Source organism: Bacteroides sp. NSJ-48, from assembly GCF_014287405.1.
GTDB lineage: Bacteria > Bacteroidota > Bacteroidia > Bacteroidales > Bacteroidaceae > Bacteroides > Bacteroides stercoris.
Genome location: NZ_JACOOD010000015.1, coordinates 36,993 through 50,962, shown reverse-complemented (window position 1 = coordinate 50,962; position 13,970 = coordinate 36,993). Strand labels below are relative to the sequence as shown.

Below are 13,970 nucleotides of genomic sequence, written 5' to 3'. Positions count from 1 at the left end.
AACTCTTCTTACACAAAAGAGAACTTTGATGAAGTCCAATTACTTATGGCATATAGAGAATTTGTAGAATCTGTAATTACCTTTTTGAATAATGAATCAGATTACAAAACTTTAATCAGAGAACTAAATCTTACCTATATTGAATTTGAGGCATTAAAAAATAGTTTAGAAATCAGAAGAGATTTCTGTTATGAAGCAAAAAGTATAATATGTAATAAGATACTTTCATTTATTAATAAAGAACTAGACCTACTCCATCATCAAATGGAATTTCCTAAATTCTTCATTAACATTGAAGCTGGATGGAAATCTACCTTACACCTAAATAAAGATATTGCAAAGTATATCGACATAATGGAAATCGTATGTGGACTTTATTATCTAAAATGTATTACAACGGTTGATGGTAAAGAAATACATTTCAGTGATTTAGCAAATGCTTTTGAAAAGCTGTTTAACATAAAATTCAGTGATATTTATAAAAAAGAAGAAGAGGTTATCAAACGTAAGCCTGATAAACAAACAGCCTTTTTAGATAAACTAAGAGTCGCTATTATCGAAAAGTATAAAGAAGAGGGATATTTTCCATAAAATCAAAATACAGATATTCAGGATATTAATCATAATTTATCGGGGAATGGGTGATCTATTCCCCGAACTTATTTGCAGCCATTTTTAGAACTTTGCTTCATCAATCGATTGAGAATCATTAATATTCAACTTAAAATGAAGCAAAATGTATATAGATAACGAAAACTTCGAGAAATGGATGGAGAAACTTTCCAAAAAACTCACCGAGATCGGGCAAGACCTGAAATCTCTTATCAATACCGACACCGTATTCGATGAAAATGAGAAGTTGTTAGATAATCAAGACTTAGCCTTTCTGCTAAAAGCATCTTTCAGAACCCTACAACGCTATCGGGCAAAAGGTGTACTTCCCTACTTTAACATTGGACGGAAAACGTACTATAGAGCCAGCGACATCCGGGCTTTTGTTCGTGAACGTGCCGACTCTCAAACTTACAAGCAGTTTGAAAAAGCTAATCAATTAGAGAATAAATCTTGAAAGCAAAATGTAGCAGAGAAAAGAAGTCTATATTTAGGCTATTCCTCTATACTACCACCCCAATTTAGCAGAAACAGCTACGCCTTCCGGCTTCGCTCATTTCGCTAAATTGAGCAAGAGGGAACTGGACAAGTCCTGTTCCTCCCTCTTGCCCTGCGGGGCAAAGCCTTCGGCTTTAGCGTGTTACAAGAACACGCTGTAATGACACCTGTAATAAGCATTTCCTTTTCAATGCTTATTATCAGGTATTTATCTATTCATATTTCTATAAAAAAGTAATTACCATGCCAAATAGCAGTCGAAAAACGATATTCACCACCATTTCCATAGACAAGGAAACGGCAGCTTTGGTAGAGAAAATATGCAAACGCTATTCACTGAAAAAGAGTGAAGTTGTAAAGTTGGCGTTCGGATATATTGATAAGGCACATATCAACCCATCCGAAGCGCCTGAATCCGTAAAATCGGAACTGGCGAAAATAAATAAGAGACAGGATGATATTATCCGCTTCATTCGCCATTATGAGGAGGAACAATTGAATCCTATGATACGGGCAACAAATTCTATTGCTTTGCGTTTCGATGCTATTGGCAAAACTTTGGAAACTCTTATTCTCTCTCAACTGGAAGCCAATCTGGAGAGACAAACAGCCGTACTTAAAAAGCTAAGTGAGCAGTTCGGCAATCATGCAGATGTAATAAACAACCAATCCAAACAGATTAACGCACTATATCACATACACCAACGGGATTATAAAAAGTTACTTCACCTGATACAACTCTATTCTGAACTTTCTGTTTGTGGTATGATGGATAGCAAGAGAAAAGAGAACCTAAAAGCTGAAATCAATAATCAGATAAGCACATAGGATTATGCACATAGACTTCGCTCCACCATCTAACGGTACATACAATAATGCTGGAAGTTGCCGACAGCTAGCTAATTACATGGAGCATGAGGATTTAGAACGAATAGAAAAGGGTATCTATACCGAAAGCTTTTTCAATCTGACAGATGATAACATCTATAAATCAAAGGTCATAAAAGATATAGATAGTAATATCGGGCAACTTTTGAAAACAGATGCTAAGTTTTATGCTATCCATGTCAGCCCATCAGAAAAGGAACTCCGAGCAATGGGTAATACAGAACAGGAACAAGCCGAAGCAATGAAACGCTATATCCGTGAGGTATTTATTCCTGAATATGCCAAGAATTTTAATAAAGGACTAGCCGCAGAGGATATAAAGTTTTATGGCAAACTCCATTTTGACCGCAACCATTCCGACAATGAACAAAATATACACTGTCATTTGATTGTCAGTCGTAAAGACCAGTCTAATAAAAAGAAGCTATCACCGCTTACCAATCATAAAGATACTAAAAACGGAATAATCAAAGGTGGTTTTGACCGTGTAAATCTGTTCCAAGGAACCGAACAAGGATTTGACAAGCTGTTTAATAACAATCGTCAGCAAACTGAATCATTTGATTACTATAACACGATGAAGAATGGTTCTATTCCTGAAAAGCTTAAGTTACAAGAGGAAGTATTTCAATCCAGTGAAAGAAAAACAGAAATCAATCAAGAAAACATGCTTTCTGTCAATCCTGAAAATCAAACAACAAGTAATCAAACTTTTAGCACAAATATAACTATTGGCAATAAACAAGGTAGTAATACTTTTATCAATCCACATCTCAAGCCTCAAAACAATGAGACTTCTGATTCATTTATTTCTGCGATTTCAACAGAAATACTTTTTTCCTCAAACCAACCTAATTCCGAATCACAACCTACTAATGTCAAGAAGAAAAAGAAGATAAAACATAAGATATAGTATGTAAAGAAATAGTTTATTAAAAAACATAAGATTTTATGTCATTGGTATTGAGTTTTTTAGTATTTTTGTGTTATTAGATATATAGAATATGAAAAAGAGAATCAATATTATATTTAGTCATTTTGATTATCCAAAAACACTATCGGTTAATGATATTGTGAATGTTTTTAAAACATTGCCCTACAATGAAGATATTGGGTTTGGATACACTGATGTTGAAATCAACAGTGGTATTATATATGCTACTTTAATAAAACGAAGTATAACGACACTCTTAGAATATGATTTAAAGAATAAGGATTTCATCAAAAAGGAAATTCCTGTTTTTGAAGAAATTTCTTTCGGTATGGATTTTGAAAAATTGTTTTTATATACATATGGTGTAACATCAAATCATAACAAGATAAAATCAGCATTACGAAATACATTTGAAATGCCTTTTACATATACAAATGTTGATACTTCCCCCATAAATATTATGAATAAAATCATCTCCAATGTACTTAATTACAAGATAGAAGAAGTTGTTATACAGAGGTTTACATATAATGATGGAGCGACTGGAAAATATACAGCTAAAATAACAAAGCAAAGTATAGGGGAAAAATTACTAAATGAATATTTATCTGATATTGTAAAAGTTAGTATATCTATTTTTGAACAAGATGAATTTCAACTTGTAATTTCCACTAATGCATCAATTAGTATTAAGTGCAATGAAAATGATTTTTATTCCATATTGGAAAATATAAAAAATAAAATATATGGCTGAGGATTCACAATACAAAGGCGAGCTTTGGAACAAAAGAGCGATAAAACTTCTTAATCTATTCTCATGGGATATGATTGGAGATAGTGGTATGGACTTAGAAGGAAGCGATGGCGAAAAATATGGCATTGATTCTTTATATTCATTTAAAGACCCTGCAAAAGACATTCCTGAGAGTCTAATCTTAGAGGCAAAATCTTACAAAACTACAAGTTTTAACAAGTCAAAGCTCCAAGAGTGGATAGATCGGTTAAATGTGAAAATATTGGAACTAAGAAATTCTGAATATCTAATTGAGCGCTTTCCTATATTCAAAGATATATCAACACTCAAAATAGGCTTAATATTTATTTGGTTTGATGATATAGAAAATTATAAAGTATATCGTCCAAAATTCCTTGAAATATTAAGTGAAATAAAGGTGTCTTCTAGGACATTTCGCAATGGCGTTTACAACAAAATATATGTGATAGATAATGATTTAATTTCAAAACTATGCTCCTTATATACTGTTATCAAAGAGTTTAATGAGAATTTTAAGTTTTATTATCCATCTGCATTCATACATGAAAGAGCTGTTCAAAGAAGTGCTATACTTTCTTTAGATTATTTTTTTTCCAAATTTATTTTAGGTCAACTAAAGTCATCAGGAAAGAGATATGATACGAATATAGTATTTTATTGGGGAGAATTGGATATGCGTTCTTTCGAAATGTTAAAATCAATTCTTAAGTCATATTCATTTGTTGATCAGGAGTTCAAGCTCGTAATATACAAATACAAAAGAGATGACGATGAGTTTCGCAAAATTCTGCCGCAAATAAAAAAATCTTATGAAAATGAAAATATAGAGTTTGACATAAAAGACATGAATTCTTGTACTGAATTACCAACATTTATTATTAATGACTGACATGATAAACAAATATCCTACTATATATGAAATTCAAGAAGTCTTAAATTCTCCATTAATCACAAGAGGATTTATCAATCAATTTGCTCAAAAACGAGGTATCTTTTTGGTAAATGCTTCCAAGGAAGATTTAATAAAAGAGCTATCATATCACCTATATGAGTATGCAGATTTAGATGAAATTAGAAATTTAGCATATCAAAGCTCAAATAAACAAGTACTTAGTGGTTTTACTATTATTTCTAAAGAAAAGAACTTTGATTTAGAAAATCTTTATGACCGTTTAAGAGATTTTGGACAATTACAATCTAAAGGCTATCAATTAAAGACTGTAACAAAGAAGAAAATAGGAGAAAAAATTATTTTTCATGGAGAAATAGAATATACTAAACGAAAAACAGGTAAAATTGAATTTTTACAAAATGAAAAGTTGACAACAGACTTCTATTTTCATAGTATTGAAGATGGAAATTGGCAAGTCGAAGTAGATGGGAATACTTCTTCTGATGGCAAGGAAGTCATGAAACTAATGAATTTTATCGTTGATGGTAAAAATGCAGAAATAAGTAGTTTAGAAATAGATAATTTAACTGTTCCTAATGTCATTTCATTTTTTGATAGACTGACAAAGGAAGGACTAGACAATAAAATATGGAGGATATCTGATATAAAACAATTAACATTCAAAAGAAGAAAAAGTACTTTGACAACTACTGACAATGGTAATGAAGAAGATGAAGAAGAAGATGAAGATATTGCTATTGTTGATGATGAGAATCTAGGAGGTATTAGTCAAGCCGTACTTGATGGACGCAATCTACGCGAGCATCCATTTGTTAAACAAGCTGAGAAAGATGGATGTATATTTACAGCAATGACATATGAATTTGAGAACATTAAAAAGCCGCAATACATTTCAATTAAAGCAGAATTTAAAGGTAGTCCTAAAATATTTGAAGTATCAATAATAAGTACAGCAAGTGTGGAAAGTACAAAAAGGAAAAAAGTATACTATACCCCAACCATTGAATATAAAAGAGAGATGTCTAGTCTTTTTTGGAATAATGCAAAAAGAATATATCAAGAACTGATATAGATATAAACTTAACTATACTAGAGAATTCTTTTTTTTATATCTTTGCCTCAGTATTCTCCATGAACTACCACAAAAGTACATCGCAAATCAGTGGGTTAAATCATGGAATATGCTTGAAGATTAAATATAAAGTTTTACATATCAGCATAGTAACTCTCTTGGGAGAACCCTAGACGATATATAGACAATGAGATATTTAAATAAAGAATCGTTCTTATAGCGAGCAAAACGATAAAGCATAATCGTGTGCTAAATCATGTGGATTTCCAAATGTAAGAAACTATAAAACGGTGATAATCAACAGAGAGAAGGTAATAGTTCTCTTGCTGGTGGCACCACTTTTAAAAATGATGTAATCCTTGAATTTCATTGAAATTCAAGGATTTTTCGTTAATGACCTTACCAAATCCTTTTAACTATGATTGACTCACAGTATATCTTTCCGGCAACACTTTCTGCCCTGACAATTCTGGCAACGGTACTGAATTTTACAGCACATTTTTCGAATGGTGAGTATCTTTCGTGGAAAGCATTCAACAGAATATCACTTGCTACCCTTCTCTCCATGACCGTGTGTATTTTCGCCTGGATGATTCACTCACGGGCAGGGATGCTATCATCGCTTCAATTAGTAGAAAATAATCTGGGAAATATGGCGCTGATACTTCTGGGAAGCATGTTTGTCGTATATCAAGAGTTTATATTGTTCAAGAATGTGCTGTCCTGGATAGGACGTAAAGCAGTGCCTATGGATTTAAGCTATTCCTTATATGCTATTCTTGTTCCATTAGTAATGATGATTATCAAAATCCCATTCAGCAGTCCGCTGGATATGTTTCCCAAGAATAACATATGGGGAGCACTATGTTTCGACTTCGGCTTCTGGCACTTTATGACGGCACTTTCACTGGTATATGCCGTTATTATGGTTGTCATTCAATTCATCCAGTTCGTTACCGCGCTACGGCAGAGCGGTAAACGTCTTCTATCGGTATGTGTAATCTATTTCCCGGTAATGTTTTCCTTATTCATATTGTCGATGTATGCCGTAATAGGAGTGGTGCTTCTCTTCATCATTAAATTTGCATTGAGTGTCATGGAAGAGAATAGCAGGAAATAAATTAAATAAAGGTTACTCTATATACATCAAACATCTATTATCCTTCTTTTTAAAACGCTTCAACCGTTCCAGTTTCTCGCTTTCACTTTCCTTGGCAGGAAACGTTACCTGACCGGTGTCCTTGTTATAATCGTATAATTCCCGTGCAGGAACCACATAAACTTGCTCCGGAGCATCATTAACCCATCCAAAGCCAAAAACGTAAAACAGACTTTTTATCGGACGGTTCAGTTGGTTAATATTCATATATACCTCGTACTTCTCAATATCCTTCCTATCAAGATAAAATCCAACTTTACTTCTCCATTTACATTCTACGGCTATTATCTCTCCGACCTTATAAATCCTGCTCCTATCTACAGCACATTCCAATAACAAATCCGGAGATGAAGAAGACAGAGGCCGGTATCCCTCAACATATTTATCACCTCGCCAATCCAGAAGCCGCCAGAATATTTTTCCTGTATCCAAGTCGGAACATCCATCTTTACTGATATTGGAATTTTTCACAACCCACTCTTCAAACCTGTCTCCCAAATATTTATTCTTGTTCCTTTCTTTAAAGTATTGAAAGGTGTCCATGAACCGATATTGAAAAACATTCACACAGTCATCTATAAACCTATTTAATATTTTCATTGTCATAACAAACTGCTTCTATATCATTATTCATCATCTATGAAGGTGTCTCAGGGAGTTTCATTACCTCAGTACAGATGTGGCTCACAATAAACCACCTGCAAAAATAAAGTAATATTTATTTCAAACAAATATTTACAAATAAAGAATAAGCATTCTTGATTACAAAAGCACAAAACAAACATCAAAATAAAAAATCAGACTTTTTTCTGTTTTTCCCAATTCTTTCCAGATTCCTTTCCCATCTTTGCAATACGAAAGCCAATAAAGTATTAATCATTAAAAATAAAGAAGTATGAAAAAGTTTATTATGATGTTAGTTTGTATGTTTGCAGTGCACACAATGGTAATGGCAGATAACGATAAACCGATACAGGTAAACCAGTTACCGGCAAAAGCGCAGACATTTATCAAGACTTATTTCAAAAGCCATAAAGTGGCATTAGCCAAAATGGAATCGGGAGTATTCTACAAAAGCTATGATGTAGTCTTTACAAATGGAGAAAAAGTAGAATTCGATAAAGCGGGAGAGTGGAAGGAAGTACGGTGCAGACAAAGTGAAGTTCCCGCACAAGTTGTACCGGAAGCAATCCGTAATTATGTAAAGACCAACTATCCGGATGCAAGAATTCTCGAAATAGAATTCGATCATAATGAATATGAGATAAAATTGTCCAATCGTTGGGAAATTACATTCGACTCTCAAATGAGAGTAATCGATATCGACGATTGATAATGCCTGCCCTCAAAGCATGAGGGATTAAAATACAAGAGTACAAAAACAGTTGTTCGAGTAAACTCCGAACAACTGTTTTTGCTTAAAAGCCCCATATATATCAGTCGGCAGATTATCAGCTCTTTTGAGAGCAAATAACACATTATTTAATATCTGCTCTCCAAAAATTCCGTACATCATGAAAAATAAATGCCGCAATAAAGAATATAAACACTTTATTTTTATACTTTTACACTCATTAAACAGCAAATTCAAATTATATAAACGATGGATAATTCAACTAACAATAAAAACATATTCCAGTCGGAGCTGCCTTGTGAAAAGAAAAACGGACACAGCATAATCCAAGAATTCATAAACAACTACCCTTACGGTGTCCAGGACTTAATAAAATTGCTCGAATGTGGTTATCAAATTACTTATGAAGATAGAAAAATCATGAAAGAGCAGTTCCCCACCGACACCTATAAATATTATGCTACTTTCTCCAGGTTAGCATTCAAATTGTATCAGGAAGGGCAAGCTGAACTAATAACAACTCTAATTACTTCCGGAGCAGACCTTTCAGGAACAATTTATACGATTGAAGCATTACTTTCCAACAAACCCGAGTATTTCAGTTTTCAAACCAATGTATGGGTATGTATCGCTAATAACGCAATAACCCATTACAAAAATCATTGGATATTTTGTGAGGCAGCACTCAAACAAAGCGGTAAATGGGAAGAGGTTTACAAAGCAGAGTCATTCCTAAGAAAACACAACAAATTAGATAAAAATGAAATCATAGCATGGAAGAAACCTAAAGAATACAAAATATTAAAGCTGCTCTATCCTCAATTGCAAGTACCGGCTGTCCGTTTCTTAGAAGACGAACAGCCCGACCCTTACCAAACGGCCATCTCCCTCTTTCATAAAACCGAACTGTCAGATATGTTGGAAACATTAAGCATAAGTATAGAGAAAGAACGTCCGGTTTGGGGATATCATCACATAGCCGGTGCTACTGCTGAAGAGAAAATCAATACACTATGGCATACATTTCCCAACGAAGAATTCCTTGAGGCATTGTTTTACCTCGCTGATCACAAACACTCTTCTTCCATTCTCAACCTACTGATAAAAGAGGAAGCTAATGAAATTAGAGATGCCATACACGCCCCCAATACACTTCACAAGTTACAAACAGGGCTGGAAGTAGGAAGAATATATCATCCGGAGTTTCTACTTCTATTATGGGAGTTAGGATACAGGCACAAAAAAACGGAAGACTGGCAAAAAGACAATAGCCTGACAAATACTACGAAAATGAGGCTTTATTGTTTAGACAAACTATTCGACAATACACTAAACATCGATTTAAAAGAAATATTAACTAGTAGTAGCATTATCCAAGCAGTGTGCCTGATTGAAGACATCAGGAACAACCGTATTACTTTCACCAATCATCCTAATTGGAAATCACGTATAAACAGTATACGCAGTGCATCCAATCATCTCCTAAATAATTATTGGGGATACATTGATATGGCTTTAGATAATTTCCATACAAAAGAAGGCCAAAGCATGAGAACGTATCTATGCCAGAAAGAACCGGGAATCAAACTTGATAATAAAGAGGAGACTATTGTAAAAGAGACAAACCTTTATAAGGCATTGACTATTTTATATCCGGATATTTATAATTAAATCATACTTATAAATACCGCTCCCCTTTACTAAAAAAAGAAGAATCCCGGAAGAACATGATATTCGGACAAAGATTGAATAGCGTAAGCAGTCAAAAAAAAGCTATTCGCAACGGCAATAAGTATTTGCACCGCACGTACAACGGGGCAATAGTTGCTCGCTCAACTCATCGCGATAGAACTCGTACAGTTGCCGATACATTGTTTCATAGAGGGTTGCTATTTGTTGCTCTTGTTCACTCTCGCTTTGAAAACGATTTTTAAAAGGATCTTCAAAGTTAAAATGCGCCTGCCGTTTGGCATTGAGGGTAAGGAAGCTCAGTTCTTCCTCAGCTTCTTTACACAGGGTAACAACATAGTCCCATGACCGATGTGCATATGCTCCGACACCGGAAGGCTTTTTACGCGATATGCTGTAACCGTTTTGCTCCATCACATTGCATACGGCATCGGGAACGCAATTTCCTTCCATAACTCCTGCCGTAGAAATATTCATCCCTCTGCCAAATGTGTGCAGGAGTTCTTGTGCGATACGGCTGCGGCACGTATCTTCATTACTTATTAATAATATGTCCATTGTGTGTTATTTTACCAGTTCTAAATATTCACCATATCCTTCTGCCTGCATCTTCTCTTTAGGGATAAAGCGCAAAGAGGCGCTGTTGATGCAATAACGCAATCCGCCTTTATCGGCAGGACCATCTGTAAAGACATGTCCCAAATGGGCATCACCTGTTTTGCTACGGACTTCCGTACGTACCATTCCGTGGGTGGTATCTGCTTTCTCCTGAATCAGCTTGCGGTCAATCGGCTTGGAGAAACTGGGCCATCCGCAACCGGAATCGAACTTATCGGTAGAGACGAACAAAGGTTCACCCGTAGTAATATCCACATAGATGCCCGGACGGTGTTCATCCCAGTAGGCATTACGGAAAGGCGGTTCGGTGGCGTTTTTCTGAGTAACGGCATACTGTTCTGCGGTGAGTTGCGAACGCAAAGTTGCATCATCAGGCTTACTGTAAGCCGCCACCGGTTTCTTCATCTTTGCTTTACGCGCCAGGTCGAATAGCGCAGGATTGATATGGCAGTAGCCGCCCGGATTTTTATCCAGATAATCTTGATGATACTCTTCTGCCGGATAAAAATTCTTCAACGGCTCAATTTCCACTTCCAGCGGACGGGTGTAGTTGGCAGCCAGACGGCTAACGGTTTCACGGATAACAGGCAGATCGGCTGTATCGGTATAATAAATGCCTGTGCGATACTGAGTACCACGGTCATTTCCCTGACGGTTCAGACTGGTAGGGTCAATTGTCTTGAAATAAAGGTCGATAAGAAAAGGCAAGGTTACCTTATCAGAATCATACTGTACTTTTACGGTTTCGGCAAAGTCCGTAGTACCTGTACAGACTTGCTGATAGGTAGGATTGGCTATATTTCCGTTTGCATATCCCACTTGGGTAACTTCTACACCTTCTATTTGCTTCAGGAAATGTTCGGTTCCCCAGAAACATCCGCCTGCCAGATAAATTTCTTTCATTGACTTCATATCGTTTCTCCTTTCCGCCTGACCGGTCGATTTACCGACACAGGACAGACAACTTATTAGCATTACAAAAATAAAGATTATTTGCTTCATACCATTTACCATATATGAAGTAAAAAACAAAAAAGTCAACGCAATGGTTGACTTTTTCAAATAATATTGTTTATTATCAGAAGCTGAATTTCTCCAGTTTCATAGAAGCAAGGCTTTGTATTTTAGGAACCAAAGTCACAAAATGCGCCGCCTTTTCGTGTGCAGCCAAAGACTCCTCATCTTTCCATGTTTCGCAAATCATAAGGACGTCTTCACGGGTTGCACTTTCAAAAATGTCATAAGCAATGCAACCGTTATCCTCCAGGGAACAAGCTACCAGTTCTTTTGCAGCTTCCATCACAGCAGCACGGTTATCCGCACTCACTTGAATAAAAACATTCAGTCTAAGCATATTCATATCTATTTTAAGTATGGCGCAAATTTATATAGAATAAATAAGAAGTCCGTTAAGATTCTGTGTAATTATTCCTCAAATGTGTTACCCGTTTCTACAGCACTCTACATATTTCTACATTGGACTTTTCGGGACAACTTCGCACAATTAACCTGTAAATCAATCACATACCAACAGCAATACAGTTTGGCATTCTATTTGTCCTATGATAAGTGTTAGAGATGATAACCCCAAATATTCACTAAAAATCAGAAAGTTATGAAAAAGGTATTAGCAGCATTAGTAATGGTTTTAGGAACTGGAAGTTCTGTAGTATTCGCACAGGAAGTAAACAACTCATCAGCAATCGTGGCAGAAGCACAAGTTCCGCAAGACGAATTTGTAAAAATCGACCCGACAGAATTGCCACAGGCTGTTATGCAGACATTAGCCAAAGATTATGAAGGTGCATCTGTAAAAGAAGCCTACGTAAAAGAAACGGAAGAGACCACACTCTACAAAATCATCATCGTCACCCAAGACGGTCAGGAAGCGGAAACGCTTTTAAACGAAAAAGGCGAAATTGTCAAAGAATAGTCTTTTCTAAATGTAAATCTCATTAAAGAAAGAATTCCGGTTCGTGACGAATCGGAATTTTTTTATCCGCAAAACACATACGTACCCACAGAGATTATTTGTACATTTGTTGCATCGTATTTAGATGCAGTATCCTATGAAAGTCAAGATAGAAGAGAGTTGGCGGCAACGTTTACAAGAAGAATTCGACAAGCCCTACTTTGAAAGATTGGTATCATTTGTGAAAAGCGAATACGGACGTGCCAACGTGTTGCCGCCGGGACACCTTATCTTTCATGTTTTCAACTCATGCCCTTTTGAAAAAGTAAAAGTGGTTATCTTAGGACAAGATCCCTACCCCAACCCCGGACAATATTACGGGATATGCTTTTCCGTACCGAAAGGAGTAGCCATACCGGGATCACTCGCCAATATATTCAAGGAGATACATCGAGACTTGGGCAAACCGATTCCTACTTCCGGCAATCTGGACCGCTGGGTGGCTCAGGGAGTATTTTCCATGAACTCTGTCCTTACGGTACGCGCCCACGAAACCGGTTCGCACCGCAACATGGGCTGGGAAACTTTCACAGATGCGGTAATCAAGAAATTAAGTGATGAACGGGAACATCTCGTATTTATGCTTTGGGGATCTTATGCCAAAGAAAAGGCAGCCTTGATAGACAGCAGCAAGCATCTTATTCTGACAACCGTCCATCCTTCACCCCGTTCCGCCGAATACGGTTTCTTCGGTTGCAGGCACTTCAGCAAAGCCAATGATTATTTACGGAGCAAAGGCATTGAGGAGATAGACTGGTAAGAAAAAGCCAGTCTTACAGCACTCCGTTTACCCCGCTGCCGAACAATGCAAAATCTCCCAAACAGGGGTCATCCGGAAAGACTTCCGCCAAAGCCTCGGTTATGTTCCGCGCATTCTTCAGAGAGAATGTTTCCGTATCGGTAAGCCCCAAAAGATAAGCCACCCTGCAAACGTGCGTATCCAAAGGAATCAGCAAATCGCGACGGTCAAAGCTCTTCCAAATACCGAAATCCACTTCCGACTCTTTCCGTATCATCCACCGCAGAAACATATTCAGTTTCTTTTGAGGGCTCTTGGCTGAAACTTCCAGAAATGCGCACAGCTTCTCCATCGGTGTACCCGGATAAACCGACAAGGCATCTTCCAAACTATCAAAACGGGTATAGGCGGCGTGCAGCCGGGCAAAATAAGTATAAAAATCCGCATGGGAAAGCATACGGTAAAAGCTACTCCTATCTGTCGGCAGGAAATCTTCTTTCCATCTGCAGGACAAGACATACCGGTAGGGTGAAGCTCCCATTAAACCATGCAGTTCGTCCGCTTTCTTCAATATCTGTTTGCGGTTGCCAAAACTCATTATAGCCGTGAGCAAGCCGCTAACCTCAATATCCTGTTTCTGCGTATATCGATGCGGAAACTGAACAGGATCACCTTGTATAAAGGCTGCACAATGATATTCTCTTGCCCACGCCAAGAGCTGCAATCGGGTTTTCTCGGTCATACTTT

The 13,970-nt window shown here is 36.6% G+C and carries 17 protein-coding genes; 12 read left to right on the top strand and 5 right to left on the bottom strand.

Features of this window, described 5'->3' with window-relative positions; genetic code table 11:
- Positions 1 to 45: 45 nt before the first annotated feature.
- The 8 genes from H8S52_RS09150 to H8S52_RS09115 all read left to right on the top strand — a co-directional run bounded on the left by H8S52_RS09150 (position 46) and on the right by H8S52_RS09115 (position 6,812).
- Positions 46 to 591 carry an RteC domain-containing protein gene (locus H8S52_RS09150; protein ID WP_255470031.1) on the top strand — a complete coding sequence of 182 codons (546 nt, stop codon included), beginning with the start codon at positions 46 to 48 and terminating at the stop codon, positions 589 to 591.
- 145 nt (positions 592 to 736) lie between these two features.
- Positions 737 to 1,069 carry a helix-turn-helix domain-containing protein gene (locus H8S52_RS09145; protein WP_186909681.1) on the top strand — a complete coding sequence of 111 codons (333 nt, stop codon included), beginning with the start codon at positions 737 to 739 and terminating at the stop codon, positions 1,067 to 1,069.
- A gap of 284 nt (positions 1,070 to 1,353) precedes the next feature.
- Positions 1,354 to 1,938 carry a BfmA/BtgA family mobilization protein gene (locus H8S52_RS09140; protein WP_186909680.1) on the top strand — a complete coding sequence of 195 codons (585 nt, stop codon included), beginning with the start codon at positions 1,354 to 1,356 and terminating at the stop codon, positions 1,936 to 1,938.
- Between the two features lie 4 nt (positions 1,939 to 1,942).
- Positions 1,943 to 2,911 carry a DUF5712 family protein gene (locus H8S52_RS09135; RefSeq protein ID WP_186909679.1) on the top strand — a complete coding sequence of 323 codons (969 nt, stop codon included), beginning with the start codon at positions 1,943 to 1,945 and terminating at the stop codon, positions 2,909 to 2,911.
- Between the two features lie 91 nt (positions 2,912 to 3,002).
- The gene (locus H8S52_RS09130) at positions 3,003 to 3,686 is read left to right on the top strand and encodes a hypothetical protein (RefSeq protein WP_186909678.1); all 684 of its coding nucleotides are present in this window, start codon (positions 3,003 to 3,005) and stop codon (positions 3,684 to 3,686) included.
- Complete coding sequence (locus H8S52_RS09125) at positions 3,679 to 4,596, top strand: hypothetical protein (protein ID WP_186909677.1); 918 nt, start codon at positions 3,679 to 3,681, stop codon at positions 4,594 to 4,596. Before H8S52_RS09130 ends, H8S52_RS09125 begins: the two co-directional genes overlap by 8 nt.
- 1 nt (position 4,597) lies before the next feature.
- Complete coding sequence (locus tag H8S52_RS09120; RefSeq protein ID WP_186909676.1) at positions 4,598 to 5,692, top strand: hypothetical protein; 1,095 nt, start codon at positions 4,598 to 4,600, stop codon at positions 5,690 to 5,692.
- Positions 5,693 to 6,110: 418 nt separating this feature from the next.
- Positions 6,111 to 6,812 (top strand): hypothetical protein, encoded by a 702-nt coding sequence (locus H8S52_RS09115; RefSeq protein ID WP_186909675.1) that lies wholly within the window; start codon positions 6,111 to 6,113, stop codon positions 6,810 to 6,812.
- A 12-nt stretch (positions 6,813 to 6,824) separates the two neighbouring features.
- Here H8S52_RS09115 and H8S52_RS09110 read toward each other — a convergent pair whose 3' ends face one another.
- Complete coding sequence (locus H8S52_RS09110) at positions 6,825 to 7,457, bottom strand: hypothetical protein (RefSeq protein ID WP_016661730.1); 633 nt, start codon at positions 7,455 to 7,457, stop codon at positions 6,825 to 6,827.
- A 289-nt stretch (positions 7,458 to 7,746) separates the two neighbouring features.
- On the opposite strand from H8S52_RS09110, the gene H8S52_RS09105 reads away from it, so the two are divergent.
- Positions 7,747 to 8,184 (top strand): PepSY-like domain-containing protein, encoded by a 438-nt coding sequence (locus tag H8S52_RS09105; RefSeq protein WP_186909674.1) that lies wholly within the window; start codon positions 7,747 to 7,749, stop codon positions 8,182 to 8,184.
- 270 nt (positions 8,185 to 8,454) lie between these two features.
- Positions 8,455 to 9,876, top strand: a complete 1,422-nt coding sequence (locus H8S52_RS09100) for a DUF6035 family protein (RefSeq protein WP_186909673.1) — start codon at positions 8,455 to 8,457, stop codon at positions 9,874 to 9,876.
- Positions 9,877 to 9,978: 102 nt separating this feature from the next.
- Here the strand turns inward: H8S52_RS09100 and H8S52_RS09095 are convergent, their stop codons facing one another.
- From H8S52_RS09095 to H8S52_RS09085, 3 genes are all read right to left on the bottom strand, one after another.
- Entirely contained in the window at positions 9,979 to 10,452 is a 474-nt protein-coding gene (locus tag H8S52_RS09095; protein WP_016661733.1) for a hypothetical protein, read from the bottom strand.
- A gap of 6 nt (positions 10,453 to 10,458) precedes the next feature.
- On the bottom strand, positions 10,459 to 11,514 hold the full coding sequence (gene msrB / locus H8S52_RS09090; protein ID WP_034535975.1) for a peptide-methionine (R)-S-oxide reductase MsrB: 1,056 nt from the start codon (positions 11,512 to 11,514) through the stop codon (positions 10,459 to 10,461).
- Between the two features lie 76 nt (positions 11,515 to 11,590).
- Positions 11,591 to 11,866, bottom strand: coding sequence for a putative quinol monooxygenase (locus tag H8S52_RS09085; RefSeq protein ID WP_016661735.1), 276 nt, complete (start codon positions 11,864 to 11,866; stop codon positions 11,591 to 11,593).
- 261 nt (positions 11,867 to 12,127) lie between these two features.
- Between H8S52_RS09085 and H8S52_RS09080 the strand changes: the two genes are divergently transcribed.
- Both H8S52_RS09080 and ung read left to right on the top strand, forming a co-directional pair.
- The gene (locus H8S52_RS09080; protein WP_005657021.1) at positions 12,128 to 12,445 is read left to right on the top strand and encodes a hypothetical protein; all 318 of its coding nucleotides are present in this window, start codon (positions 12,128 to 12,130) and stop codon (positions 12,443 to 12,445) included.
- A 136-nt stretch (positions 12,446 to 12,581) separates the two neighbouring features.
- Complete coding sequence (ung, locus tag H8S52_RS09075; RefSeq protein WP_186909672.1) at positions 12,582 to 13,244, top strand: uracil-DNA glycosylase; 663 nt, start codon at positions 12,582 to 12,584, stop codon at positions 13,242 to 13,244.
- Between the two features lie 13 nt (positions 13,245 to 13,257).
- Here ung and H8S52_RS09070 read toward each other — a convergent pair whose 3' ends face one another.
- On the bottom strand, positions 13,258 to 13,965 hold the full coding sequence (locus tag H8S52_RS09070; protein WP_186909671.1) for a TIGR02757 family protein: 708 nt from the start codon (positions 13,963 to 13,965) through the stop codon (positions 13,258 to 13,260).
- Between the last annotated feature and the right edge of the window lie 5 nt (positions 13,966 to 13,970).